This window comes from Acinetobacter sp. YH12219 (assembly GCF_013417875.1).
Taxonomy (GTDB): Bacteria; Pseudomonadota; Gammaproteobacteria; order Pseudomonadales; family Moraxellaceae; genus Acinetobacter; species Acinetobacter amyesii.
In genome coordinates this window covers 123932-150410 of record NZ_VPDC01000001.1, presented here as the reverse complement: position 1 = coordinate 150410, position 26479 = coordinate 123932, and the positions used below count along the sequence as shown (strand labels likewise).

At 39.9% G+C, this 26479-nt stretch carries 22 protein-coding genes and 1 pseudogene; 7 read left to right on the top strand and 16 right to left on the bottom strand.

Annotated features, from left to right (window positions below; translation table 11 throughout):
• Positions 1–78: 78 nt before the first annotated feature.
• The 3 genes from tal to FTV04_RS00670 all read left to right on the top strand — a co-directional run bounded on the left by tal (position 79) and on the right by FTV04_RS00670 (position 3218).
• Positions 79–1068: a transaldolase gene (gene tal / locus FTV04_RS00680; protein ID WP_180088133.1), complete on the top strand. Its 990-nt coding sequence runs from the start codon at positions 79–81 to the stop codon at positions 1066–1068.
• 73 nt (positions 1069–1141) lie between these two features.
• Positions 1142–1792 (top strand): leucine efflux protein LeuE, encoded by a 651-nt coding sequence (gene leuE / locus FTV04_RS00675; protein WP_180026435.1) that lies wholly within the window; start codon positions 1142–1144, stop codon positions 1790–1792.
• Between the two features lie 256 nt (positions 1793–2048).
• Positions 2049–3218, top strand: coding sequence for a benzoate/H(+) symporter BenE family transporter (locus tag FTV04_RS00670; RefSeq protein WP_180088132.1), 1170 nt, complete (start codon positions 2049–2051; stop codon positions 3216–3218).
• A gap of 29 nt (positions 3219–3247) precedes the next feature.
• On the opposite strand, the gene FTV04_RS00665 is transcribed toward FTV04_RS00670, so the two are convergent.
• The 3 genes and pseudogenes from FTV04_RS00665 to FTV04_RS00655 form a co-directional block, all read right to left on the bottom strand.
• Positions 3248–3808, bottom strand: a complete 561-nt coding sequence (locus tag FTV04_RS00665; protein ID WP_168377764.1) for a TetR/AcrR family transcriptional regulator — start codon at positions 3806–3808, stop codon at positions 3248–3250.
• A 1-nt stretch (position 3809) separates the two neighbouring features.
• Positions 3810–4154: an SMR family transporter gene (locus FTV04_RS00660; protein WP_180088131.1), complete on the bottom strand. Its 345-nt coding sequence runs from the start codon at positions 4152–4154 to the stop codon at positions 3810–3812.
• Positions 4155–4235: 81 nt separating this feature from the next.
• Positions 4236–5244: pseudogene (locus FTV04_RS00655) on the bottom strand (alpha/beta hydrolase).
• Between the two features lie 310 nt (positions 5245–5554).
• On the opposite strand from FTV04_RS00655, the gene FTV04_RS00650 reads away from it, so the two are divergent.
• Both FTV04_RS00650 and FTV04_RS00645 read left to right on the top strand, forming a co-directional pair.
• Entirely contained in the window at positions 5555–5998 is a 444-nt protein-coding gene (locus tag FTV04_RS00650) for a universal stress protein (protein ID WP_078191806.1), read from the top strand.
• A gap of 141 nt (positions 5999–6139) precedes the next feature.
• Entirely contained in the window at positions 6140–6586 is a 447-nt protein-coding gene (locus tag FTV04_RS00645; protein ID WP_078188616.1) for a universal stress protein, read from the top strand.
• A 49-nt stretch (positions 6587–6635) separates the two neighbouring features.
• On the opposite strand, the gene FTV04_RS00640 is transcribed toward FTV04_RS00645, so the two are convergent.
• From FTV04_RS00640 to FTV04_RS00620, 5 genes are all read right to left on the bottom strand, one after another.
• A complete protein-coding gene (locus FTV04_RS00640) occupies positions 6636–7664 on the bottom strand; it encodes a DUF1311 domain-containing protein (protein WP_180088130.1) in 1029 nt (342 codons plus the stop codon).
• A gap of 120 nt (positions 7665–7784) precedes the next feature.
• Positions 7785–9260 carry an OmpA family protein gene (locus FTV04_RS00635; protein WP_180065487.1) on the bottom strand — a complete coding sequence of 492 codons (1476 nt, stop codon included), beginning with the start codon at positions 9258–9260 and terminating at the stop codon, positions 7785–7787.
• A 224-nt stretch (positions 9261–9484) separates the two neighbouring features.
• The gene (locus FTV04_RS00630) at positions 9485–10720 is read right to left on the bottom strand and encodes a dihydroorotase (protein WP_180007884.1); all 1236 of its coding nucleotides are present in this window, start codon (positions 10718–10720) and stop codon (positions 9485–9487) included.
• A 9-nt stretch (positions 10721–10729) separates the two neighbouring features.
• Complete coding sequence (locus FTV04_RS00625) at positions 10730–11746, bottom strand: aspartate carbamoyltransferase catalytic subunit (RefSeq protein WP_180010388.1); 1017 nt, start codon at positions 11744–11746, stop codon at positions 10730–10732.
• 376 nt (positions 11747–12122) lie between these two features.
• On the bottom strand, positions 12123–12479 hold the full coding sequence (locus FTV04_RS00620; protein ID WP_180088128.1) for a hypothetical protein: 357 nt from the start codon (positions 12477–12479) through the stop codon (positions 12123–12125).
• 221 nt (positions 12480–12700) lie between these two features.
• On the opposite strand from FTV04_RS00620, the gene rlmKL reads away from it, so the two are divergent.
• Positions 12701–14905: a bifunctional 23S rRNA (guanine(2069)-N(7))-methyltransferase RlmK/23S rRNA (guanine(2445)-N(2))-methyltransferase RlmL gene (rlmKL, locus tag FTV04_RS00615; protein WP_180088126.1), complete on the top strand. Its 2205-nt coding sequence runs from the start codon at positions 12701–12703 to the stop codon at positions 14903–14905.
• A gap of 41 nt (positions 14906–14946) precedes the next feature.
• On the opposite strand, the gene FTV04_RS00610 is transcribed toward rlmKL, so the two are convergent.
• From FTV04_RS00610 to crp, 8 genes are all read right to left on the bottom strand, one after another.
• A complete protein-coding gene (locus tag FTV04_RS00610) occupies positions 14947–15414 on the bottom strand; it encodes a hypothetical protein (RefSeq protein ID WP_143221546.1) in 468 nt (155 codons plus the stop codon).
• Positions 15415–15609: 195 nt separating this feature from the next.
• The gene (locus FTV04_RS00605) at positions 15610–16911 is read right to left on the bottom strand and encodes a DUF945 family protein (protein WP_180088124.1); all 1302 of its coding nucleotides are present in this window, start codon (positions 16909–16911) and stop codon (positions 15610–15612) included.
• A 128-nt stretch (positions 16912–17039) separates the two neighbouring features.
• Positions 17040–18206: a GNAT family N-acetyltransferase gene (locus FTV04_RS00600; protein ID WP_180088123.1), complete on the bottom strand. Its 1167-nt coding sequence runs from the start codon at positions 18204–18206 to the stop codon at positions 17040–17042.
• Position 18207: 1 nt separating this feature from the next.
• On the bottom strand, positions 18208–19758 hold the full coding sequence (locus tag FTV04_RS00595; protein ID WP_180007877.1) for a GH3 auxin-responsive promoter family protein: 1551 nt from the start codon (positions 19756–19758) through the stop codon (positions 18208–18210).
• Positions 19758–20594 carry a hypothetical protein gene (locus tag FTV04_RS00590; protein WP_306669391.1) on the bottom strand — a complete coding sequence of 279 codons (837 nt, stop codon included), beginning with the start codon at positions 20592–20594 and terminating at the stop codon, positions 19758–19760. The genes FTV04_RS00595 and FTV04_RS00590 overlap by 1 nt, the downstream gene beginning before the upstream one ends.
• Before the next feature lie 225 nt (positions 20595–20819).
• Positions 20820–23399 (bottom strand): ATP-dependent chaperone ClpB, encoded by a 2580-nt coding sequence (clpB, locus tag FTV04_RS00585; RefSeq protein ID WP_180088121.1) that lies wholly within the window; start codon positions 23397–23399, stop codon positions 20820–20822.
• A 347-nt stretch (positions 23400–23746) separates the two neighbouring features.
• Positions 23747–24796 (bottom strand): NADP(H)-dependent aldo-keto reductase, encoded by a 1050-nt coding sequence (locus FTV04_RS00580; protein ID WP_180088119.1) that lies wholly within the window; start codon positions 24794–24796, stop codon positions 23747–23749.
• 202 nt (positions 24797–24998) lie between these two features.
• Positions 24999–25709: a cAMP-activated global transcriptional regulator CRP gene (gene crp / locus FTV04_RS00575; RefSeq protein ID WP_078188629.1), complete on the bottom strand. Its 711-nt coding sequence runs from the start codon at positions 25707–25709 to the stop codon at positions 24999–25001.
• 148 nt (positions 25710–25857) lie between these two features.
• Between crp and FTV04_RS00570 the strand changes: the two genes are divergently transcribed.
• Positions 25858–26286 (top strand): OsmC family protein, encoded by a 429-nt coding sequence (locus FTV04_RS00570; RefSeq protein ID WP_180088117.1) that lies wholly within the window; start codon positions 25858–25860, stop codon positions 26284–26286.
• The last annotated feature ends 193 nt before the right edge of the window (positions 26287–26479 follow it).

Genomic DNA, 26479 nt, shown 5'->3' with positions numbered 1-26479 from the left:
GGGCGTTTTTTGGTTGGGTTCTAAACAGATTGTGTTATAAAAGTATGTACACCAAGAACATTAAGAACTAGATTTCAAATGACTCAAAATGCGTTAAACCAATTAAAAAGCCTAACAACGATTGTTGCTGACAGCAGTGATTTAGCTGCGATTAATACATTCCGTCCATTGGATGCGACCACAAATCCATCTTTAATTACAGCAGCGGCAAATCAACCTGAAAATAAAGAACTGATTGAAAGTGCTTTTGAACAAGCGCGTAAAGAAGGTTATCAAAATGATGAGCTGGTTGAGCGCACCATCGATATTCTTACGGTCAAATTTGGTGTAGAAATCTTAAAATTGATCGAAGGACGTGTATCTACAGAAGTCGATGCAGCCTTGTCTTATGATACTGATGCCACCATTGCAAAAGCTAAAGAGTTATTGGCTTTATATGCACAGTATGGTATCGATCAAAACCGTATCTTAATTAAAATTGCCTCAACATGGGAAGGCATTCAAGCCGCTAAAGCCCTTGAAGCCGAAGGCATTCATTGTAATCTGACTTTATTGTTTGGCTTACATCAAGCTCAAGCCTGTGCAGATGCTCAAGTCACGCTGATTTCGCCATTTGTCGGCCGTATTTTAGATTGGTACAAAAAAGCTGAAAATGTGGATAGCTACCCGATTGAGAAAGATCCAGGCGTGTTATCAGTTAAGCAGATTTACCACTATTATAAACAACATGACATCAAAACTGAAATTATGGGTGCTAGCTTCCGTAGTATTGATCAAGTGCTCGGCTTAGCAGGTTGTGATTTATTGACAGTTTCACCGAATTTATTGGCAGAACTGGAAAAAGATCAGCGTACCGTGGAAGTGCAATTGTCTAATCATCATGCGCATGCACACTGTCAACACGATGTACAAGTGCTCGACAAGCAAACTTTCAAAGCTGAAGTTGAAAAAGACTTAATGTCTTTCCAACTATTACAAGGCGGTATTGATGGTTTTATTAAAGCCCGTGAGCAATTAAGTCGCTTACTGCGTCAAACTTTTGGCTTAGATGCTGAAATAAAAGCATAAATTAGAAATTTTCAGTTTCATCTAGAACCGAAGTTGTATACTACAGCTTCGGTTTTTTATTTGAGTGTCTTCAGTGTTTGGAATCACAGACTTAACGACCTTTATTATTGGTACGATATTAATTGTGATTTTACCCGGGCCAAATTCACTTTATGTCATGTCTGTTGCTTCTCGCTATGGCATTAAGGTCGGCTATTTAGGCGCTTTTGGCGTTTATACTGGCGATTTGATCTTAATCTTACTCACTGCTCTCGGTGCTGCATCCTTACTTCACGCCTTCCCTTGGTTATTCTTATTATTAAAAATTGTCGGTGCGCTGTATTTAAGTTATCTAGGTATCAAACTTTTCAAGGCTGCCTACCAAACATGGAATGCCGTTCAAACGCCAGAACAACTCGACACTAAACAACTGAGTTTGAGCGAACTGAAACCGTTTAAGACTGCATTAACCATCAGTATTTTAAACCCTAAAGCCATTCTTTTTTACTTATCGTTCTTTGTGCAATTCGTCGATCCTGCATATCCATATCCTGCGATTACATTTACCGTACTCGCGATCGTGCTGCAAATTATCAGTATGAGCTATTTAACGATTTTGATCTTTTCCGGTGCAAAACTGGCCACCTATTTTAGCCATCGTTATAAATTTACGGCATGCTGTGTGGCTGCAGTTGGTCTTCTATTTTGTGGATTTGGGCTAAAGCTTGCGACTTCTACCATGTAAACGACATGGGCAAAATAGTTCTGTTTTTTTTACTTAAAAATCTACATGCCTTTAAACTTTTGAATGATTGAAACATCCACAATGTGTGGTTGTCGATTCGTACTATTAAAGTGCTGTTTGTTAAAGTGTCGTTTGTGAATAAATAAAGTATTTCCATAATATCTCGATGAGCACTTTTACTGTACAGGACTTGAGCGTATCATCCTGAAAAATGTCATCTTAAACCTGCGCCAACAATAGTTATAGCTCGATCATTATGCAAAAACTACTCCAAGACTTTTCCATTCCAGCTGCTTTTGCAGGTTTTATTACGTTCTTAGTCGGGATCAGTGTCTCGGCTGTTTTGGTGATCCAATCTGCACAAATGCTCGGTGCCAACACTGCAGAAATAACCTCTTGGTTTTGGGCTCTAGGTTTGGGTATCGGCTTAAGCGGGCTGATTCTGTCTTGGAAATTTAAATATCCCGTTGCGACTTCATGGTCCACTGCAGGACTGGCACTGATTTTAGCGACTGCAAATGGTTACAGCATGAATGCCGCCCTAGGTGCTTTCTTGGTCTGTGGCTTATTGACAGCAATATTTGGATTTTTAGGCATTTTTGAAAAAATACTGCGCTATATCCCGCAATGTCTAACTAGTGCAATGTTGGCGGGTGTACTCCTTAAATTTGGTATTGAGCTATTTGTCAATTTACAAAATGAATGGGCATTCGTTCTTGGTTTACTGGCTGCCTATGTCCTCAGTAAACGGCTGTTACCACGTTATAGCATTGTCATTACGGTGATCATTGGCATCATGCTTTGTCCATTTTTACTTGGTTTTCAATTACCTGCGCTTAATTTAGAACTCGCACAGCCGGTTTGGGTCACACCTGAATTTTCGATCTCAGCAATACTGGGTTTGGCGTTACCACTCTTTGTAATCAATATGGCCTCTCAGTATTTACCGGGTTTAGCCATGATTAAAAGTTATGGTTATCAACCCCACGTCAATCAACTGATTGGTTGGACTGGTACAGCCCAAACGCTACTCGCGCCATTTGGATGTTTTAGTGTCAATATTGCTGCGATTAGTGCGGCCATCAGTCTAGATGACCAAGCCCACCTCGATGAGAAAAAGCGCTATATCGCAGGTATGACTTGTGGCTTCTTTTATATTTTGATGGGCCTGTTTGCAGCCACTTTGGTGAGTTTCTTAACTGCTTTTCCATTGGTATTTATTACCGCTTTAGCAGGAATTGCCCTACTAGGCACCATTGGACACAACATCGTCATTGCTTTCCAAGAAGCGAGTGAACGTGACGCTGCTCTACTCACCTTCTTATTTAGTGCATCGGGCGTACAATTTTTTGGTATTGGTTCCGCGTTTTGGGGTTTGGTCTTTGGTTTAGTCGTGCATGCTATTTTCAAATATAAAAGAAATTAAGCGCACATTTACAAACAGCGTTCTTTAGTCTATTTCGCTCGATACGTTCTGGCGATCAGTTCTTGTTTTAATAATTGGGTTTCGCTCTCATCTTCCACTTCTGTAAAAGCGGTGAGCCAAATACCATCGGCTGCATAACGAACAATTTTCAGTTCTATATCCGAATCGGTCTGATGATGACGCTCTAAACGTGAGTTCATCCATTCGATCCAATATTCATTAAATGTTTTATCGGTCAGCATGGTCATCGAAATCGCGGACCAAGACTGTTGCAAACCCATGATTTGTTTTTCTAAAGTAATTTCAATATAGGCTCTGGTAAAACGACCGTATGGCTCAGGGTCTTCGTCAATTAATCGGTCAACGACCTCGTCTAATTGAGCCAAAAGCATCACAATCATGGACTCTAAGAGCTTTTGCTTATTTGAAAAATGATGAAATACACCACCTTTTGTAACCCCAACTAAATCCGCAACGGCTTGAATCGACACCCCATTAACACCTTTATCAGCAGCAAGACGGATTGCATGCTGCAAAATACTTTGGCGTATCAGTTGAGGCTCTTTCTTGCGCTGATGCGGATTATCCATATTAATGTCCAGCTGAAGTTGAAAACAGGTTAATTACGACCACACCTGAAACAATCAGGCCTATCCCTAACATGGCTGGGAGGTCTAAATTTTGACGAAAGATAAAGTAGCCAATTAGTGCGGTTAAAACAATACCAACACCTGCCCAAATGGCATAAGCAATACCAAGTGGTATGACTTTAATCACCTGAGACAATAAATAAAATGCCAAACAGAATAAAACTGCGACAGCCAATGAAGGCGCAAGTTTGGTAAACCCTTCTGACTTCACCAAAAATGTCGAACCAATTACTTCTGAGATAATCGCCAATGACAGTAAGCCATAGGCCAATGTTACCGAATTCATTAATCATTCCAAAATAAACATACCAACTGGTAGGTATGTTATTAAGTTAGAGATTATTCTGCAAGCATTTTAAGCCTATTTTTAATTTTTAACGGACTGTACGTGTTGTTTCAAAAATTCTAAAGTGCGATAAAAGGTCTGCTGACTGGCCTTTTTACTCATCATAAATTGATATTCATGTACCAAATATTCTTTCGAATCTGGATAAAATACCGCCGTCACAGGTACATTATTTGCCAGCAATTTTTCTACAAAAGGCTCAGATTGCGTTTTGGTTAAAAAATCTTTATTGCCACCGCTGATAAATACAGGCGGATAATTTGCATTAATATTTGAGGCTGTTGAAATACGCGTTAAAAACTCGGCATCATCTTTTTTGTCTCCGGTATACGCCTGAACCAAGTTATAGACGCCCCACTCGATCAGTCCAATCTCGTTGGGTGCAGTATTTACAAAGCTGTTTAAATCATAAATACCACAATGTAAAATCAGCCCTTTAAGCTGTGAAGGCTTTAAAAACAGGTTGAATCTTTGACGCTTTCGCAAAATCTGGATTCGTAACCAAGGCGGCATAATGACTAGCCATATTTGCACCTGCAGAATCCCCTGCCAAATACATATTTTGCGAATCAATGCCATATTGTGCCGCATGTAGATTTAAAAACCTCAATGCTGCATCAATTTGGTTGAGCTGTGTGGGATAAATGGCTTCAGGTGCAAACTGATATTGAACCGAAACCACATTATAGCCTTGGGCTGCGAGCCGTTTAAAATATCCACCTGCATGCTCTTTTGAGCCTGAGACCCAACCGCCACCGTGGATCCAAACAATCGTTGGTCTTGGTGCAATCGCCATACTTGTTTCAGGTTGATAGATATCCAAGTTTAAATTTGGATTTTGTAGATATTGAATATTTGACTGCACAATAACATTGTCAGGAGCATGTAGGTTGATGAAGGTCTTTTGAACTTGTGTCGATAAATTAAAAACACCTGCAATCACTTTGGTACTACTTTGCGTGTTTTGACAACCAGACAAATGCAACACTGAACACATTCTAAGTACAACCAACCCTGCTTTGTATGACATATCAAACTATCCAATCGCATCAATTCTGTTATAAATCTTAGATTTAAAACTGTATATAGTTTAGGCTTATTTTCATAAAGTTCAAATTGATCTTTTAAGCTCAAAATCCGAGAAAATTGGTCGATTTTATTTTAATATTTTTGAGCAAAGTCCGAGTTTTTTGCTCAGATTTATTTGACGATTTATCGACATTAATTTATGTAATTTTATGAATTTACAATATTTTTTAGATTAATAAATTGAACCATGCACGACAATGTGTTATCAATAATCTATAGGGTTTAAAAGCAAAATTACAGGAGATTGTTCCATGTCATATCAAAACATTTTAGTACCTGTCGATGGTTCAGAAATCTCGTTTTCTGCAGTTAAAAAAGCTGCAATTATTGCCAAGGCGTTTAACAGCCAACTCACTTTAATCAGCCTTGTTGCTGAAGACCCATTTACCGATGCAGACTTCTATTATTCTTCATCAATCATGAAAGAATATTTCGTACAAGCTTATGCAAATGCAGAATCCGCGTTGAAAGAAGCTGTGCAAATTACAACTGAAGTGGGTGTAGAAGCACAAAGTAAAATCATTAAAGGCCAAGTTTCTGCTGAAGGTGTGGTAGAAGCAGCCAATGAAGTCAAAGCCGATTTGATTGTGATGGGTTCACATGGTCGTAAAGGCTTTAAGAAAATGCTACTCGGCAGCTTCGCACAAGATGTACTCAGTAATACTGAATTACCTGTGTTGGTTGTAAAAGCTTAAGATGACTAAGCCCACATCATGTGGGCTTTTTTCTATTCAGCACACCCTTCACCCATAGGCTTACCCTTTTGTCTAATTCATACAATTTCGTGAATAGAGCAAGATTATATTGATAACATTTAAAATATTAAGGAAGCAGATATGAGTCAATATCAACAAATTTTAGTCCCTGTGGATGAATCTCCAATTTCATATTCTGCTGTTGAACATGCCCTCAGCTTGGCTAAAAGTCAAAATGCACAAGTGACCATTGTCAGTGTTGTTGCTGTTGATCCATTCGTTGGTGTCGATTTCTATGCTGTTGCACCTGCAATCACTGAATATTTTATGCAGGCTGAAAAAAGTGCTCAGCTGCGTTTAGAAGATATCAAACAAACCTTTGTACGTGATGGTATCGAAGTTAAAACTCGTTTGATTCATGGTGTATCGCCAACTGAAGGGATTTTACAAGTGGCTGATGAAATCTCTGCAGATTTAATCATCATGGGTTCGCATGGACGCACAGGTTTGAAAAAAGCCATGCTGGGCAGCGTAGCACAAAATATTTTAACGCAGTGCCCAATTCCTGTTTTGATCATCAAGCAGTAAACTAAGATTCAAAAAAAAGCCCTTCATTGAGGGCTTTTCTTCTTTTAGATCAATTAAACACGTTATTTAAATACACAATTCGTTCTGTAGTTTTCTGATTAAAACATTTGGTATATTGCAACTCTTGATTTTGCGTATTCATCGCATCATCCCAGTATTGCGAATGCTTTTGATAAGTCTCTTTTTCACTTTCATTTAATGAATAAACACTTTTTTGTGCAAGCACTTTACAGTCGATATCACGCTTTTCAAACCAGTCTGCTTGATCTTGCTGTAACTGCGCCTTTTGTTCATCACTAAAACGATCCCAAGTCTGATTGAGACGATCCACCACTTTGGCATTATCCTGATCTAGCTCTTTTTTTCGAATATCCATTGCCTTTTGTGCAAGGCTCATTTGTTGAGATTGACTCTCCATCCCTTGCTGATAGGATTCTTCATTTCGCTTATTTTGAGCACTATATGCCGCATATAGCACCGCATGACGTGTCACTGTTACAACGCTATCAATTACGTCATTTTGACTTGGGACACTTAAACTTAAACCATCTTTGTCCGTTTTAGTGATGCTATAGCTAAAGTTCCCTTTAAGCTGATCATTGTCCATGCTTAAGCCTGACTCACCATCTTCGAGTGAATCATTCAAAGTATAATTACCACGTTCTTCACAGCCTTCGTCACATGGTCGTTCAGCAAAGGCGTTTTCAGCACGCTTTTGTAATCCTTTCGGGAAAACCACCAACAATTGACTACTACATTCCAATGTTTTGGCTTTATTAGGGTCTTCAGTTAAAGTCGTGACATTTTGAATGTTAAATTTTAGATTTTTTACAATCAGATCCATAAGTTGCTGATCGGCTTCATAATCGGACTGACGTATTTCTTTGTTTAATTCTTTGAAATATTCGTTTTTTAAATGATCTTGCAATTGGTCAATATTGGTTTGTGCAGTACAACTCCAATCTTCCAAAGCAGGCACTTCCGTTTTGGCTTCAGTATCTTTTTTATTTTTAAAATTATCACAGCCGGATATCAATGCCGCAGACAACATGAGGCTCGTGATGACTATTTTTTTCATTGTATAATTACCATTATGATTTTATTCTTCGGGCGTATTTTACTCAAAATTACAGCGCTTTGACGAGAAAAATCCCCGCATGTGCAGGGATTTTTATATATCATCTAATTTAGTACGGTTTTAATTGGTCTTTTCAGTCACGCCTTCACTGGTAACATCTCGTACTTTGCCATTCTCGGTATTTAAAACTTCAAACTCAATACGACGGTTTTTGAATTGACCTTCTTTGGTGCTGTTATCCGCCACAGGTTTTTCTTGACCATAGCCCACCGCTTGAAGCTGTGCAGGATCTACGCCTTTCGACACCAAATAATCCACCACAGCTTGTGCACGCTCTTGCGATAAAGCTTTATTCGCTTCCGCATTACCCACAGCGTCGGTATGACCTTGTACAGTCAGATGTACTTCTGTAGCGCGCTGCAGCAATGCTGCCGCCTGATCTAAAATCGATTTATTCACGTCAGGAATATCAGATGAACCTGTCGCAAAATTAATAATTTGTAAGTTCAGCGCAGTCGCAACATCTAGCGCACGAACTTGTTCAGGGTTAATGCTCGCTAATGCTTTTTGTGCATCAGTAATACTGTTATCTACTGCTGTTTGTTCGCTCACGCCTTCTTGAACCAATACCGTCATATTTTTTGCTAAAGGCTTAATTTGATTGGCAAGGTTTTGAGCATCCGCAGGATTTTGCGACAAAATCGATAACTGATTTTCTGTCCAGGTTAAAGTGGTATTTGGCACACCTTTAAGTTTTTGCAGAACCGTTGGAATGGTATCTTGATCAATAAATTGCGTATGGTAACTGGCATCAGATGAAGCACCACAACCCGTATTAAAGTTAAAGATCTGTTTGACTTGTTGCTGCAAAATTTCAAGATAATTTGAATCACCAGTTTGAATTTGACAGTTGGTTAACTGCCCATCTGTACCGGTGCTAAATTGCAAATGTGCTGGCTGAGATGCAGCAGGCTGTGCAACCGTTGTTGCAGAGGTGGTTGGTTCTTCTTTATTAGTACAAGACTTAAACCAAAATGCGATCAGACCCAATAATATAAGCAGCGCAATAATTGGCAATAACCAATTCGAGCGTTTTTCTTCAACGATAACAGGTGTTGGTTCAACAACAGGCGCTTGGTGTAATGTACGGCCAGCTGCAGTGTTTACCCCTAAACCTGCGAGTAAAGGCACTGCCCATTGTGGTAGTGCCGCCAAAATGCTATCTGCATGATTATCAAGTAAATGCGTGATTGCGACGGGATCAGATGAACCCGCTTCATTTTCAAGTGCCCCTAAAGTTGGAGCTATAGAGTGGTTTAAGGTTTGCTCTATTTCTGACGTTGGGGCCGTACCGCCACCGAGATGTTGCAAAAATTGATCTTTTAATGTGGGATTTGCCGAAAATATATCACTAATACGAGGGTTTAACTGTTTTTGAAAGGCATCAATAAATTCAGGTTTGGATCGAAAAATATTTAACAGGAATGGAATAAATTGACTAATGGCTGAATTTTTTTCAGTTAAGTGTTGTGTATCACCGTCCAGCACAATCGAGGAGACGTGCTGCTTAATCAGCGCTAATAAGTCTATATTCATATTTGTACTCCATGCAGTTGTCATTATTTTCATGTGTACTTTAGTTTATATGCTTATTTTTTGATCAAATGTAATAATTTGTTCGGACTTGTCAAGATTTTCAACTCTTCTTCTATTTGCAATCTATTCTCTTTAATTATTATAAAAAAAGCCAGCCGAAGCTGACTTTTTTGATGTCTGATTAAAATATTAGAACTCAACTGATTTTAATGCTGGGCTCTAGCTTAAACAGCATAAAAAGCTTGAAGCACTTTACCTTTAACGGTGTGCTGAATTAATGGTGTGTTCTTACCATTTGACACAATCGTGTCTTTATTGATGGTCCATTCAAGCTCTGGATCAACAAGCACCCAACCCGCTTCATCTGCCCAACGTTGTTGCATATTGGCTACTTTAGCAGGTGCGAGTGTGACTTTCTCAACCCATTCCAGTGGGCTTAATAGACCTTCTTGAATCAGTTGAATACCAAAAGGTACAAAGGTATCAAATGCGGTAAAACCGGGCTGTGTTTCAGCAAAAGGCGCCATTTTCGCAGAGCTGCTCAGTGGCTCATGATGCGTACAAATCGCGTCAATTACACCGTCTTTCACTGCTTGGCGGAGCAAGTCTTTATCTTGTTCTGAACGCAGTGGCGGACGCACATGCGCAAGTGAATTAAAGCCATCAATCAACTGATCCGTTAAATGCAATTGGTGCATGGCTACATCGCAAGTCACCGGCAAGCCTTTCGCTTTGGCATGTTTAATCAATTCAACAGATGCACCTGATGACAACAGACCAAAGTGCGCACGCACTTTAGTGGCTTCAATCATCAGTAAATATTTTGCAATGGCTACGGTTTCCGCTAATGCAGGGATCATCGGTAAACCTTGACGAGATGCGACAAAACCTTCATGCACACAGCCATCTTTGGCAATCTGCGGCTCTTCGGCATAGAACACAACGGTCATGTTCAGACCCGCAGCATATTCCAAGGTGCGAATCACTACATCATCGTCCATAAATGGCGCATTGGCATTCGATACCGCAGTACAGCCACCTTTTTTCAAACCTGCCATATTCGCCGGCTGCTTGCCTAACAAACCTTGAGTTTGCGCACCAATCACCTGCAGATAAATGCCGCCGTCCAGCATGGCTTTTTCCACCAGGCCATGAATCAATGCGCCATTGTCCTGCACAATCGGTTTAGAGTCTGGCGGGGTAAACACATGCAAAATACCATTCGCACGCGCAGCCTTACCTTCTGACTTTAAAGTGCCATGCTGCTGCTGACCCGGCTCACGCAAACGCGCGCAAAGGTCAACCATACTTGGCATTAGCCATTTGCCTTGTCCATCAATGGTTTCAGCGGCATTGCTTTCGGCAACCAATCGGCCATTTTCAATATAAACCGTCTGTACGCTGTCAGTTTGATTGATTGGATCTAAGACACGTACATTTTCAACTTTAACAATACTCATGACTATCCCTTAAACCGCAATCGCTTCAATTAAACCTTTTTCTTGCAACTGACCTTGCATTGCCAAAGCCAGTACCGCCATACGCACCGCAATACCATTGGTCACCTGATGTAAAATCACGGACTGAGCACCATCGGCAATACTCGAGTCAATTTCAACACCGCGGTTCATTGGTCCCGGATGCATCACGATGCAGTCAGGTTTTGCCAAAGCCAAGCGTTCTTTATTCAAACCGTACATTTTGTAGAATTCAGCTTGAGATGACAGCGCAGGAGAATCAATACGTTCATTTTGAATACGTAAAGTAATAATCACGTCGCAGTCTTGAATGCCGTCTTCCATATTGTTGAACAAACGAATGCCTTCGCCATAATCATCAAAACCGTAAGGCAGCAAAGTATTTGGCGCAATGACACGAATATCTTTACAGCCCAATGTTTGCAATGCAGCGACATCTGAACGGGCAACACGCGAATGCTTAATATCGCCAATAATGGCAATGGAAATGTCTTCAAAATTCTTTTTGGTTTCACGGCGAATCGTCAACATATCCAACATGGCTTGCGTTGGATGCGCATGACGGCCATCGCCTGCATTGATGATTGCCACATGCGGACAAACATCTTTGGCAATAAAATGCGGCGCGCCTGACGATGAATGACGAACCACAAAAATGTCGGTCGCCATCGCCTCTAAATTCCACAAGGTATCACGCAGTGTCTCGCCTTTTGATGTACTTGAACGTGCAATATCAATGTTCAATACGTTTGCAGACAGGCGTTTTGCTGCCGCTTCAAAAGTGGTACGGGTACGTGTTGAATTTTCAAAAAACAGGTTCATCACCGTACGACCTTCTAAAAGGTTGTTGGTAATCAGCTGATTTTGGTCATTAAAAAAGGACTGTGCAGTGTCCAATATTTTTGTGAGAGTTTCTTTAGAAAGGCCTTCGATGGTGAGGAAATGTTTTAAGTTACCATCTTGGTTGAGTTGAATCTGGCTCGGTGTATGCAATGCCGCCAAGTGCATGAGAGATTCCTTATCGTTAAGTTAACGCATTATACAGAGAATCTTGGCAAATGGCAGTTGAAGTTTTCAACGTTCAATGCAAACGCATGATGTTATTCAAAATCAATTTTCAAATTCCTATCTATCATTTCAATTAGATAAATTAAACGTTTTAAATTAAACTTCCCCTTTCACCTTTCCCCTTTCATAAAGCCTTCAAACAGAACTTCTATCCGTTCTTATTTTTGATTGAATTGAATACTTTCAAACAGATAAACTCTAGCCATAAACAGCCGCCTTCTGCGCAGTTCAACAACTCTTGAAAAATAGAAAGATGGTTGATACATCAGGCTGTGCGCAGCAGGAAATATATGCCGCTGCTCACAGCGGGATTGAATTAACGCAATGCGCCGATATAACGATGTGCAACCTGTGCTTTACAGATGTCTTCCGCAGTCGGTTCGCTCATTAAAATTTCTGCCGTTTCAGGCTGTACTGAACTGTCCGTCAGTTCCTCTGCTTCAGAAACGGCAGCTTCATGCAAATTCAACTCGCTGTAAAGCCGCGCAACCAAACGAGATAATTCAGGATCAGCCGTTGCCAAAGCCAAGTTAGAAACAAAGCGTGCATATTCGACATTTTCAACCACATATAATGCGTCAATAACCCGTCCTGACACACGACGTAAGCGCGCGTAGATTAAAGTGGCGATTGAAAATGCGTTTGATTGACTATTGATTGCCAGCCCTGTCATAAATACCCCTAATGATATCAATATTATAAAGATCGAATTTTGATCAGGGTTATAGCAATTTTTGTACCATTAAGTGATATTTCTCACAATGTACACAGAATAAATTTGATAAAGTCATTCAAATCTACCGATATTTCTCCCGTTTCAGCGCAATATCGTCCGCCCAAATCCACGAAAATACGTTAAAATATGCGATTGCTTTTTTGCCTTTGGAAATTTACATGAATTCGAAACCGCGTCTTTCTACATATTGGGTTACCTGTGCAGATGGACTGGAAACCTTACTCCGCGAGGAAATTGAAGGTTTAGGTGTTCAAAATATTGAACAATTCCCGGGTCGTCTTGTATTCAAAGGCACACTTGAAGATGCATACCGTATTTGCATGTGGTCACGTTTGGCTTCACGTGTACTCACCCCGATTCATACACATGAATTAGAGTTCACGCATGATGCACGTGATGTAGCGGAAGAGCTCTATGAAGGTGCAATAAACTTTGACTGGTCACTCATTTTTGCACCACAAAGTACATTTGCCGTTCGTTTACATATCGAACGTGACATCAAAGTCAATTCTCAGTTCGCAACTTTACGTGTCAAAGATGGTGTGGTCGATTCCTTTATGGAAGCTGTGGGCAAACGTCCAAGCATTGACATTAAGCAACCTGAAATTACGTTGTATGTATTAGCTGGCAAAACTGAACATACTTATTGCTTAGATTTATCAGGTGATTCTCTGCATAAACGCGGCTACCGTCGCTACATGACAGATGCACCGATTAAAGAAAACTTAGCGGCTGCTATCTTACAGAAAGCAAAACTTAAACAACATCAACCTGATATTATCTTGGACCCAATGTGTGGTTCAGGGACCTTTATCATTGAATCTTTAATGATTTTGACTGACCGCGCGCCAGGCCTTGTTCGTCGTTTTGGTTTTAATGGTTGGAATGGTCATGACCATGAACTTTGGATGTCGATCAAAGGCGAAGCTGCTGAACGTCATAAAGCCGCACTTGAAAATCCTCTCCCACAATTCTATGCATTTGATGCAGACTGGGAAGCGGTAAAAGCGACCAAACAAAATATTATTGCTGCAGGTTTCGAATCTGTACTTGATCAAATTAAAATTGAAGAACGTACACTTGCAGACTGGCCAGAATTCCAAGCAACAGGTAAGAAATGCTTTGTTGTCACTAATCCTCCATACGGCGAGCGTTTAGGTGATAAAGCCTCTAACCGCGCACTATATTTAGGTCTATCGGCATTATTACAAAAGAACTTCCCAAATCAGCCTGCTGCAATTATTGCAGCACAAGTTGAACAGGCCGATGTCCTTGCCTTTAATGATCCGCAAATTTTGCGTTTGATGAATGGTAAACTCCCAATTTACGTCCGTTTTGGTACAGTCAAACCTGCGGCAGTTCAAAAGCCTTTCCTCGAGCATTGGGAACCTCAACAATTTGAAAAAATTGAAGGTGCAGAAGACTTTACTAACCGTCTGCAAAAAAACATGCAGAATCTTAAAAAATGGGCAGTCAAAGAAAATATTTTCTGCCTACGTTTATATGATGCCGATTTGCCAGACTTTAATGTCGCTGTAGATTTGTATGGTGATCGTTTACACGTACAAGAATATGCACCACCGAAAAAAATTGACCCTGAAAAAGCCAAAAAACGCTTTAACTTAGCACTTCAAGCGATTCGTGCAGTGACAGGCTTAGGTCGTGATGCGATTTTCATTAAAACACGTGCCCGCCAAGAAGGTAAAAATCAGTACACCAAACAAAGTACCGCGTCTAAACGTTTTATCGTTCAAGAAGGCAAAGCAAAGATTTTGGTGAACCTAACAGACTACCTCGATACAGGTTTGTTCCTTGACCATCGTCAAATGCGTCTACGGATTGCCAAAGAAGCCAAAGGTAAACACTTCCTGAACTTATACAGCTATACCTCTACAGCCAGCTTACATGCAGCGCTTGGCGGTGCAGCAAGTACGACCAGTGTCGATTTGTCAAATACATACCTAAACTGGTCTAAAGAGAACTTTGTACTAAATGGTTTGACTGTAGATCATGCAGATGAACAACATCAGTTCTTCTCTAGCGATTGTTTTGAATGGTTAAAAGAAGGTCACGAGCAATATGATCTGATCTTTATTGACCCACCAACCTTTTCAAACTCTAAAAAGTTCTATGGTACGTTTGATGTCCAACGCGACCATATGTCTTTGCTTAAACGTGCCATGAACCGTTTAACCACTGACGGAACGCTTTACTTCTCAAACAACTACCGTGGTTTTGAGATGGACGATGTAATCATGGCAATGTTTGACGTTGAAGAAATCAGCAATGAAACCATTGGTCTAGACTTTAAACGTAACAGCAAAATTCATCGTGCATGGAAAATCACCCATCCACAAATCTAATGTTTAACTTTAGCAATTCCTGATCTATGAAATGAAGCACGTCAGTGCTTCATTTCAACCACGACGCCATCTGGATACGTTACTCGAATATTTTCATGTCGCTCTTGCAGCACAATACGGTTAATCGGTGCGACTTCTGGAGATTGTATTAACCCGACCTGATCCGCTGCCCTTTTCTTTTGAAGCAAATAATCACTCATGGTTGAGCCTTCAAGCTGGGTTTCTTGAATGATCTTATTATTACGATTAGATTTATGATTTGAATTTTTCTGCTGCTCTTCTTTGGGTTTAGCTGCTTCACTCTCAATAATATCTAAGGTTTCTTCACTAAACTGTTTTTTACCTTGCGTTTCATTCGACAAACGCTGATCTGAAATTGAAGTACCCGCAAAAGCGGTAGACTGAACAGCGATCAGAAAAATGCTACTAATAAGACTGTGTTTTACCCAAGAACATTTAGGCATGGATGATTGAACAAGTTTCCGTCTAAAAAAATAATCGTGTGACATGGTGTCTTTCCTATTGTTGTTTTGATTGGCTAGTTGCCCATTGACGCTAGCAACTTTTCAACTGTTCAACAATGGCTAGGCCGCTGTGTTCCGATAAAGTGAACATCATGATTCCGCAGCTCAAAATAAAAAACCGTCAATCAATGACGGTTTTATATTTTCAAACTAAACGACTAACGACTAACGACTTGTTGCTTATTTCTTTTGTATGGCTTGACCAAAAAGCTTTTGACCGAACTTATATTGCATATTCATGACCATGTTATTGCCATCGCGCTTGCCTTGCCCTGATGTTTCAAAACCTGCAAACATGGCTTCAGCTTCCTGTCCTGACAAACTTTTGCCCTGTAATTGTAAAAAGTTATTCATGATTGCAGTCATCATATTTTTATCAAAACTTAAGTCTGCTTGAAAATCCAGTAAGCTCGGTACCATTTTAATAAAAGACTCCATTGAAGCATGGTGTCCCGGCATGACTTTCCCCACGACATTTGCAGAGGCTTTACCTCCACCAATACTGATCGAGTTATCTTTAGACTCAAAATCAAAACCTTGGCTTGCGATTGCTAAGAAAGCTTGAGTCATTTCTTCACTTGATTCACTCACTGCATCGCATGAGTTTTCCACCTGATGCAAAAGTTCACTAAATGCACGGACTTTATCCAGATTGACTTTATGCAATGCCAAATTTAGTGCGAAATCTTTGGTGACCGGTGAACCTGGGAAATCCATCTCATCAGCTTTTAAGTAACCTTCAAAGTCCACATCATGTTTATTTAGTTCGGTCTCCCAACGCAGTTGCATACCACGCATGCCGCCTGAGAACTTTTGATCTAAACGTTTGATAGAACCCGCTTGAATTTCAACAAAACCATTTTCAAGATTTTTCTGATTTAGACCTTGATTGGTCTTCATCGAAAAATTTTGCACCATGGTTTGCATTGGACCTTCACTCAAGCGAACCACAGGTAAATGGATTGAAAGCTCAGATACCTTAGTGACTTGCCCTGGTAAACTATTGATTCGAATTTGCAATTGGCTGGCATCAGCTTGTACCGTTGCACCTTGTGCAGTCGTTTTAAATGCAGGAATCTGTAAATCTGTTTTACTTTGACCAATCCAATTGACCAAGGTTTTTGCAGTTAAATCTGAACCAAAAAGCTTGGCATATTCAGACGTACTTTGTTGTTGAACAATCTTAAAATTCGAGTTGATGTTATAGCCTTTCAACCCACGTTGAATCTGATCGGTACCCTTCAACACGATCACTTCTTTCGGTTTACACGGGTCTGTTTTCAGGGTTAATACCCAATCGACTGTTCCACCCATCAAGCCCATTTGATAATTGCTGTACTTTACATCAACATCTTGTACAGCTGCGGACCAATTATTCTGTGTATAAAATTGGGCAAGAGATTTATCTGCATATAAATTCCCTCCCACCACTGCTGCTGAAAGCACCGCTAAACTGCCAATTCCCCACATCAACTTCGACATGTCTTTCTCATTCTGATTATTCTTTGCGCAGTATACTGAAGAACTCAGTTACATAAGTACACAATTAGAATGATTTTAAATGATTGATTTGGCAGTTTTAATTGATTTTTTGATCGTTATCACTTCCTCTATATACGCCCAACTTCAAAATAACTAATACGTTTACGATCAAAAGCAGCGTATGGATTGGCTTTAAAACTATGAAAATAGTGCTTGGCTTTTAACACATGTGAGGTCGTATTTTTCATCCATCCTATACGTGGGTCCTTCTCTGCCAAAGTGATGCAATAGGTTTCTTTGCCACGTCGCTTGGTCTGTTGCTTGGCATGAAAAATCAAACTTGCAAATACATCTAGATGTTCAGGATGACATAGTGGACTGTGCAGCATTAAATAATCGAAAGTTCCCTGAATTTGTGGCAGTGATAACACACCACGCACACTGGCATAGGCATTATAAAAAGGTTTCATCAACTTTAATGACCTTGAATAATCGATCACTCGAGTTTGTTTAAAACTTTTTTGATTCCATAAGCCATAAAGTCCAACCAACTGATTGTGCTGATCGTAAATCAAATAGAAGTCATCTAGATTTAAGCATGCCCAAAATGGATTTTGACCATCTACCAAAGCATTAAAATCATAGCTAGGTAAAAAATTATAATGGTCTTTCATTTTTAAAATGAAATCATTCGCTTCATCTACACGTTCAGCAGTCAGGGTTTTAAATTGATATTGATTGAAAGTTTTTGGTTTCACTGCCTGTGAAACGGTAAAGGTTCGAATTTCATCATAAAAATATGGCAGCGGAAATCCAGATCTTTCATGATGTAAAATACTGGCAGCGACAATATTGTCGTTTAAAACCACACTTTCAAAAATCGTGTCTTGTGGTATTTCATCATGGAGATAGTCCATCAATAAGCGCATGACTTTAGCACCACGATACGCTGGATTCATTCTTAAATCGGCGACATAACGCATTAGGTCAGGCTGACCATTGATATAACAATAACGCCATCCCAAATTCATCATCGCAATCACAATAGATGGATCATCCACAGGGACAACCACTTTTAAATCTGGTCGATTATACTGTGCATGGCTAGCAGCCAAATAACTCGGGTGACGTTCATAAGATAAGGTAATGCCATTACTTGGCACAGTCTCAGCACTAATTTTCATTAGTTGCTCATCATCTTCGACAGTCGCATTTCGAACCGCAAACTTAGTCTCATTCTTTGAATGATATAGCGCCGTTTCTTCGAACGGTGCATCTAACACATCAATATCCATCTCAATACTCAATTATTTTTGTTTTCATTTTCTTAAGCGGCTCAGGCTTAATATTCCCTTCAATCATGCCATTGTTCATGGCTAATGTTTTGTAGTAGTCCCATGCATCTTGTACATGAACCACTTCAGGTTCATCCAACTGCCCTAGATCGCGTGCCAATTCATAATGAAAATTATGTTTAAGCAAACGGTCTAGTGCTTGAGCGGATGGTTGTTTATCTACATTGCCTTCACTGAGTAAAATATAGTGCGGTTTTTTAACCGAACATTGTTCGATACCCAAGATACTAATCGGCAAATAATCCGCTTGTTTAAACTCTGCAAGAACTTTAACTGCAGCATTGTGGTCGAGCTTTTCTCCGACCAAATCTACCGTCATTTTACGACCTAAAAATTCGAAACATGGCACTTGCTGATAAAAGTCGGTGACTTCTAATTCATCATCAATCACATAACGAATTAATCCTGAACCTGTCGTGATCACAGGACTAACAATATCACCTACTTTCAGTTGCCACGATGGCACCACTTTTTGGCTGTCTTGCAAAATAAATTCATAAAAATGTGACTGATAACTTAAGGTAAAACGGTTTGCAAATGGAATCGTCACTACGCCTTCAGTTGCCCATAAACCTTTACCCTCAAATGCCACCCCTGCAATTCGTTGCTGTAGCTGTACTGCCCACTGCTCTGCGCTCGCTGTATCCCAACTCGAAACCAGACTGAGTTTAGGCCACAGTTTTTTCCACGCCGTTGCTTGGGTTAAATCCAAGTCTTGTAAGCGATAGCATTGTTGACAAGATTTAGGAACTTGCAGAAAACTCAAACCATCACGTTGCCATTGTCCAGTTTTTAAGACCTGTACAATTTCAGCTTGATGTTCTTGAATAATATCCAGCAATTGCAATGCAAATGTAGGGCTCCATACCGAAATCATGCCTAAATGCTTATCTGCAACGAGATACACCGCGGTTGCAAACATGGCATCTTCGGCTGAATTTGCCATCGCAATTTCAGTCGGTACCGATTGAGTAATTTTACTCAACACTCGCTTCGACAGATTAAGCAGCGCACTGTCATCATTTAAATTACTATTTTCTAAAAGCTTTCGCTGGCTTTCAGGCAACCATGAAACCGACCAATAATGCGTTGAATTTTTAAGTTGTGGGTGTGTCCGATATAAATTAGTCAGCCATAAACCAATAGCCTCATCCAGTTCATCTAAAAAAGCCTGAGTATAGGGAATGAATTTAATTGCTTCACTCGACCCACTGGTCGGTTGAAACCGTACAATTTTTTCAGGCCCCAAACTATTTTTGCCACTTTGTCTGGATTGTTCAATTTGGCTTTTCCAATTGCTATAACGAGAAAGCGGATACTTTTTGGCAAATTGCTCATAGCTTAAATTTTGCGAAATGTGCTGCTTTAAAAAATGGCTTAATTTTTTACGTTGCACATTTTCTAGCTGATTTGCCTGCTGTGTATAGCGTTGAAACGCTTTGCGGCAGGCAATATTCAAAACTTGATGTGCAGTGGTGAGAAGCAATCCCATTAGGCCACCTTCGAGTCAGAACCTGTCGCAATATGTAATGTACGTGACTTATAACGTAACTTGCTATCATGTTTGCTCACACTGGTGGTCTTGGTTAAGAATCGATTCACATAACGGTATAAATCGCTCCAGCGTAATTCACCAATGCACGGAAGTTCTGTTCCATCGACCCAAGTTGGGTTCTTATCTTCAAAGAAAGCTATCTTGGTATTATTTTCGCGCATTTCATGGGTGATGGGCGCAACATCTGCTTTGAGTGGTTGATAGTCTTCGCCAAAATTCAGCAGACCCGTTTCGTGGTTATAATATTCTGAGAAGTATTCTTTACAGTACGATTCAACAAAGTCTTTGAGATGAGCATTTTTCTCACCATAGTGTGGATAGTAGCTGTAGTAGTTATTGGCTAAGAGCAGATAAGTTTTAAAGCCTTTAGAGATTAAAATCCAATATATAGGTGTTCTTGGATGACGAAATTTAAAACTAATAATATAACGGAACATTGCTCTAGTTAATGCACGATTTCCCCAATACTCTTTCTCAATAATGGTATCTCCACTGAAAAAAGCATGTCGGGCTTTACCATCAACAACAAAGTCACGTTCCATAACCGTCGAAAATCCGACAATTTGATTATTTTTCGGTTCAATAATAAAAAAAACACCGGTTTTTTCTAAGAAGTCGCGTTCAAAAATTTCATAACGGGTATTGGCATAATACTTTTGATAAATACCATACATGCGTTTGAGTTCTTGAACAGTGATGTCACCAGTATGTTTATATAAACTATAAGGTTCTTTTTTGATCTGCCTAAGCAGTTTAAATTCCATCATAATCATAATTCCCTGTTGCCATTCATTCATGATGAACGAGCGATATTGTTTTTGTTTTACAGAACACAGTCATCTCGTTGGATGTGTGCGGACGTCATCTTAGTGGGTGAAAATGATGAAATGCAATCAACTTTACGTATTTAAACGAAAATTACGACAAGCGTAAAATTAAAAAACCCGGCCTAAACCGGGTTTCTGTTTTTACAACTGAACGTGGCTAATTTGTACCTTTTAATTGAGTTTCATCTTGTCAAAACTTAGGTGATCTCCTTCCGCTTGAACAACAATCGTATCGCCCGGTTGGAACGCGCCTGACAAGATTTTCTGTGCCAGTGTATTTTCAACTTGTTGTTGGATGGCACGTTTTAGAGGACGTGCGCCATACACAGGGTCAAAACCAGCATCGATAAGTAATTCAAAGGCACTATCTTCAACCGCCAAACTCATATCTTTATCAGCCAAACGAGAACGTAAGCGATCCAACTGAATATCCGCAATGCCACGAATTTGCGCTTTTTGTAAAGAGTGGAAAACCACCAACTCATCTATACGGTTCACAAATTCAGGTCGGAAATGTTCAGATACCGCAGCCATAACCACAGCGCGAACTTCGTCTTTCGACGGGTTTTCACCTAATTCACGAACATCGGTTGAACCTAAGTTCGAGGTCATCACGATCACGGTGTTTTTGAAATCAATCACACGGCCTTGTGAGTCTGTTAATCGACCATCATCCAACACTTGAAGTAAGATGTTAAAGACATCTGGATGTGCTTTTTCAACCTCATCAAACAACACTACACTATAAGGTTTACGACGAACAGCCTCGGTTAACACACCACCTTCTTCATAACCCACATAGCCCGGAGGCGCACCTACTAAACGGCTCACCGAATGCTTTTCCATAAACTCTGACATGTCGATACGAATAATCGCATCATCACTGTCAAATAAGAAATTACCTAAAGCTTTGGTTAACTCAGTTTTACCTACACCTGTAGGCCCAAGGAATAAGAATGAACCACTTGGGCGGTTTGGATCGGATAATCCTGCACGAGAACGACGCACCGCATTCGACACTGCTACGACAGCTTCATCTTGACCCACTACACGGTTATGTAAGAACTCCTCCATGTGTAAGAGTTTTTCACGTTCACCTTGCAGCATTTTCGCAACAGGAATACCTGTAGCCGCACTTACCACTTCAGCGATTTCATTTTCAGTGACTTTGGTACGAATCAGTTTTGGTTCTTCATTCACCTCGGCAACTTCTTCTTCATTCAAACGTTTTTGCAACTCAGGAATAACACCATATTGCAAACGGCTAGCTTCTGCTAAATCACCTTCACGTTGTGCTTTTTCAAAGGCAGTACGTGCTTTATCTAGCTCAATTTGAGCTTGATTCGTGCCGTCAACCAAACGTTTTTCCGCAATCCACACTTCTTCCAAATCACTATATTCTTTTTGAACTTCAGCAATTTGTTTCTCTAGGTGCTCAACTTCAGCTTTTGAGACTGAATCTGCATCTTTTTTCACCGCTTCTAACTGCATTTTCAATTGAATTAGGCGACGATCTAAACGGTCTAATGGCTCAGGTTTTGAGTCAATTTCCATTTTAATTCGTGATGCTGCTTCATCAATCAAATCAATGGCTTTGTCTGGTAACTGACGATCTGTGATGTAACGGTGCGACATTTTTGCCGCAGCAATAATCGCTGAGTCTAAAATTTGCACACCATGATGGGTTGCATATTTGTCTTTTAGACCACGTAAAATCGCAATGGTATCTTCCACACTCGGTTCATCAACGATCACTTTTTGGAAACGACGTTCTAGAGCCGCATCTTTTTCGATATATTGACGATATTCATCAAGTGTCGTCGCACCTACACAGCGTAGCTCACCACGCGCTAATGCAGGTTTAAGCATGTTACCAGCATCCATTGCACCATCGCCTTTACCTGCGCCAACAAGTGTATGTAATTCGTCAATGAAAAGAATAATCTCGCCATCATATTTGGCTAAATCTTTTAGAACGGCTTTAAGTCGCTCTTCGAATTCACCACGGTATTTTGCACCTGCAAGCAATGAACCAAGGTCGAGTGAAAGTACACGTTTACCTTTCAGACTTTCAGGAACTTCGCCATTGACGATACGCTGTGCTAAGCCCTCAACGATTGCCGTTTTACCCACACCCGGCTCACCAATCAGTACGGGGTTGTTTTTACTACGACGCGATAAAACTTGAATGGTACGACGAATCTCTTCGTCACGACCAATAACTGGATCTAGCTTACCTTCTAATGCACGTGCATTGAGGTCTAAGGTATATTTGTTGAGTGAATCACGTTGATCTTCGTGGTTATTACTCATGACTTGTTCACCGCCTCGTATTTGTTCAATTGCATTGCGTAATTTATCTGTCGTTACGCCTACACTATTTAATAAGGTTTTGGTTTTACCCGTTTCAGCTAAACCTAGAATCACCCAATCTGTAGAAAGAAACTCATCTCCAGCTTTTTGAGCAAAACTGTCAGCTAAATTCAGCGCCTTGACTGCTTCAGGATTTAGGTTGATGTCCCCTGTCGGCGTAGCAATGGTGGCGGTATCCTGTAGGGCTTGCTGAAGCTTGGTTTTTAACTCAGGAAGATTAGCACCTGCCTGTTGTAACAAGCTTTGGTTCGACGGCTCTTCAAGCAATGTCGAAAGAATATGGATTCCTTCAATGGCTGTATGGTCTTTCCCCATTGCTAAAGATTGGGCATCGGATAATGCTTGCTGCAAACGGTTTGTAAATTTTTCGAATCGCATTCTTGTTATTCCTCACAACAAATTCTGTACTTGAAGCATATATGGGAGTCATATTTAAAATTTCAAATACATTTTTTAAATATTTTTCAATGAGTTAATTTTAAGATAAAGATAAATCTCAATTATAATATTGGTATAAATAGAATACTTTTCAAGTCATTTATTGAAGAATTTAGTACTTTATTATATTGTTTAAATACATATGTATTTTTAGGCAATTTTCTTGTCAACTCAACTGACTTTCTGACAATAAAATTCAATGATTTTCCATTTGCTTAAATAATACAAATGTCAAAAAAGCCCACATTTACATGCAGGCTTTTGCTTAATCCACTAAAAAGTTCAGCTTAAGGTGCAGGATTTGGCTGTTGGCGATGAATAGCTTCAATCCCTTTTAAAATGTCTTCTGATAAATTCACCTCAAAAGCATCAATATTTTCTTTCAACTGATCTAGATTTGTCGCACCAATAATTGTACTGGTGACAAAAAATTGCTGCTTAATAAATGCTAGTGCTAACTGTGTCAACGTTAAACCATGCTGTTCTGCCAATTGTGCATATTGTTCTGTTGCCCATTCACTCTCCGCATTTGAATAGCGGCTAAAGCGTGAAAATAGTGTCACTCGAGCATTGGCAGGACGCGCACCATGACGGAATTTACCTGTTAGATAACCAAATGCCAATGGAGAATATGCCAATAAGCCCACGCCTTCGTAGTGTGCAATTTCAGATAAACCTATTTCATAAGTACGGTTCAATAAACTATACGGATTTTGCACACTGACAATTTTTTCTAAACCATGCTTTTCTGCAAGTTGTAGGAATTTTAAAGTTCCCCATGGTGTTTCATTGGAGAGTCCAATAGTACGAATTCGGCCTTTTTTCACCTCATAACTTAAAGCAACCAATGTTTCTTCTAAATTGGTAATGGTTTGCGTATTGTTCGCTTCGGCATTGCCAAAACCCAATTTACCGAAAAAGTTGGTTGGTCGTTGCGGCCAATGCAGCTGGTATAAGTCAAGGTAATCTGTTTGTAAGCGCTGAAGAGATTGATCTAGAGCAGACTCAATTTCCGAAGCAATAAATTTAGTTTGCCCGTCACGAATATGACTACCGCCTTGTGACGGCCCTGCAATTTTTGAAGCTAAGATTAATTTATCACGTCCACCGCGAGCTGCAATCCAGTTACCAATAATAGTTTCAGTTGAACCTTGGGTTTCAGGTTTCGGTGGGACAGGATACATTTCTGCAGTATCCCAAAAGTTAAGACCACGCTCTAAAGCATAATCCAGTTGCTCGAAAGCTTCTGCTTGGGTGTTTTGTTCACCAAACGTCATAGTGCCTAAACAAATTTCTGGAACTAAAATTCCGCTATGTGCCAATGGTTTAAATTGCATGCCACAAATTCCCTCTTTATTTTAAATATCAATATATAAGTCACGAAGTAGCTTACCTAAGATATCGGCTTTGTTTAAATCATAATTTTCTGTTTATTTGTCAAAAAATGTGCGAAAGGTTGCTTCCGCTATAATAGTGAGAAATGAATAGACATAAAAAAAGCAAACCCCTGAGTTTGCTTTTTTAGATTCGGAAGACTGATTATTCTTCGTCGTCGAAATCATCTGAAGCCAATTGGCTTTTCTCTTCAAGCGATGCATCAAAAATTAGAATCGCTTTACCATCAGTTTCAATCATGCCTTGCTCTTCAAGTGTTTTTAGAACACGACCAACCATTTCACGGGAACAACCCACAATACGACCAATCTCTTGACGAGTAATACGAATCTGACGACCATTCGGCAAAATCATTGCTTCTGGTTGTGAAGATAAATCAATTAAGCAACGTGCAATACGACCTGACACGTCAATAAACGCAAGGTCAGTGACTTTCCGTGTCGTATTTTTAAGACGACGTACAAGCTGTGCAAATACCGCATAACTTAAGTCTGGGTATTGTTTGCTTAATTCATGAAAGTTTTCATAGGTAATCTCAGCAATTTCACATACATCACGCGTACGCACTTCTGCAGTACGCTGTGCATTTGCTTCGAATAGACCCATTTCCCCAAAAAAGTCACCCGCATTTAAGTACGCAACCACAATTTCACGCTCATCATCTTCGCGTAAAATGATAGATACTGAACCCTTAAGAATTAAATACAAAGATTTAGATTCTGAGCCCGCATCAACGATTGTTGTACGTTTTGGGTAACGATTGATATATGCACGTTTTAATAATGCCTTCACCGACTCAGGTAACTGCCCCGGAGATAGCGCATCTGTGCTAAGTTGTGAAAAGTTTGAAGTCATGCTAACAGTTTCCGAATATGGATAATTTATAGATCGCACAAGACCTAAAGTGAACTTGTCACACGTAAGAGTTGAAATTCCTTATCAACTCAATTTATGTTAGTGTACAGGTACTGCGTAAATTTATAGCTTTTTTTAGGGACTTGCAATGCAAACTAGTGTTCATTGGCTAGAGAATGTTGCTTTTGAAGCAAAAACTCAAAGTGGTCACACTGTTATGATGGATGGATCACAAGAATATGGCGGTGAAAACCGTGGTCCGCGCCCAATGGAACTGATTTTAACAGGACTTGGTGGTTGTGCATCTTTCGATATTGTGACGATTTTAAAGAAAGCACGCCAAGACATTACCGATGTTCGTTGTGAATTAAATGCAGAACGTGCCGACACTATTCCTGCTGTATTCACTAAAATTCATTTGCACTTTGTAATCACTGGTCATGGCGTGAAGGAAAAGCAAGTTGCAAAAGCGGTTGAACTTTCTGCTGAAAAATACTGTTCTGCGAGCAAAATGCTGATGGACGGTGGTGTAGAAATTACCCATGACTTTGAAATTTTAGAAGCTGAAGCGGCATAATATATTTGCTCAATTAAAAGCCGCATAGAATGCGGCTCTTTTGTTTCAAACAATCCGCTAAAGCACACATTGTATCAAGCACTACTATATATAGTCATAAATGCAGATATTTGAGCCAAAGAAGTTTGGCTTAATCACTTAAACAACCAATATCCAAATTGATGTATTTGCACATAGATGCATTTACACCCAA

What these genes read in the sequence shown, in the direction of transcription:
- tal (WP_180088133.1), top strand. Translation starts at nt 79, where the DNA reads ATGACTCAAAATGCGTTAAACCAATTAAAAAGCCTAACAACGATTGTT.
- FTV04_RS00670 (WP_180088132.1), top strand. Translation starts at nt 2,049, where the DNA reads ATGCAAAAACTACTCCAAGACTTTTCCATTCCAGCTGCTTTTGCAGGT.
- FTV04_RS00665 (WP_168377764.1), bottom strand. Translation starts at nt 3,808, where the DNA reads ATGGATAATCCGCATCAGCGCAAGAAAGAGCCTCAACTGATACGCCAA.
- FTV04_RS00660 (WP_180088131.1), bottom strand. Translation starts at nt 4,154, where the DNA reads ATGAATTCGGTAACATTGGCCTATGGCTTACTGTCATTGGCGATTATC.
- FTV04_RS00650 (WP_078191806.1), top strand. Translation starts at nt 5,555, where the DNA reads ATGTCATATCAAAACATTTTAGTACCTGTCGATGGTTCAGAAATCTCG.
- FTV04_RS00645 (WP_078188616.1), top strand. Translation starts at nt 6,140, where the DNA reads ATGAGTCAATATCAACAAATTTTAGTCCCTGTGGATGAATCTCCAATT.
- FTV04_RS00640 (WP_180088130.1), bottom strand. Translation starts at nt 7,664, where the DNA reads ATGAAAAAAATAGTCATCACGAGCCTCATGTTGTCTGCGGCATTGATA.
- FTV04_RS00635 (WP_180065487.1), bottom strand. Translation starts at nt 9,260, where the DNA reads ATGAATATAGACTTATTAGCGCTGATTAAGCAGCACGTCTCCTCGATT.
- FTV04_RS00630 (WP_180007884.1), bottom strand. Translation starts at nt 10,720, where the DNA reads ATGAGTATTGTTAAAGTTGAAAATGTACGTGTCTTAGATCCAATCAAT.
- FTV04_RS00625 (WP_180010388.1), bottom strand. Translation starts at nt 11,746, where the DNA reads ATGCACTTGGCGGCATTGCATACACCGAGCCAGATTCAACTCAACCAA.
- FTV04_RS00620 (WP_180088128.1), bottom strand. Translation starts at nt 12,479, where the DNA reads ATGACAGGGCTGGCAATCAATAGTCAATCAAACGCATTTTCAATCGCC.
- rlmKL (WP_180088126.1), top strand. Translation starts at nt 12,701, where the DNA reads ATGAATTCGAAACCGCGTCTTTCTACATATTGGGTTACCTGTGCAGAT.
- FTV04_RS00610 (WP_143221546.1), bottom strand. Translation starts at nt 15,414, where the DNA reads ATGTCACACGATTATTTTTTTAGACGGAAACTTGTTCAATCATCCATG.
- FTV04_RS00605 (WP_180088124.1), bottom strand. Translation starts at nt 16,911, where the DNA reads ATGTCGAAGTTGATGTGGGGAATTGGCAGTTTAGCGGTGCTTTCAGCA.
- FTV04_RS00600 (WP_180088123.1), bottom strand. Translation starts at nt 18,206, where the DNA reads ATGGATATTGATGTGTTAGATGCACCGTTCGAAGAAACGGCGCTATAT.
- FTV04_RS00595 (WP_180007877.1), bottom strand. Translation starts at nt 19,758, where the DNA reads ATGGGATTGCTTCTCACCACTGCACATCAAGTTTTGAATATTGCCTGC.
- FTV04_RS00590 (WP_306669391.1), bottom strand. Translation starts at nt 20,594, where the DNA reads ATGATTATGATGGAATTTAAACTGCTTAGGCAGATCAAAAAAGAACCT.
- clpB (WP_180088121.1), bottom strand. Translation starts at nt 23,399, where the DNA reads ATGCGATTCGAAAAATTTACAAACCGTTTGCAGCAAGCATTATCCGAT.
- FTV04_RS00580 (WP_180088119.1), bottom strand. Translation starts at nt 24,796, where the DNA reads ATGCAATTTAAACCATTGGCACATAGCGGAATTTTAGTTCCAGAAATT.
- crp (WP_078188629.1), bottom strand. Translation starts at nt 25,709, where the DNA reads ATGACTTCAAACTTTTCACAACTTAGCACAGATGCGCTATCTCCGGGG.
- FTV04_RS00570 (WP_180088117.1), top strand. Translation starts at nt 25,858, where the DNA reads ATGCAAACTAGTGTTCATTGGCTAGAGAATGTTGCTTTTGAAGCAAAA.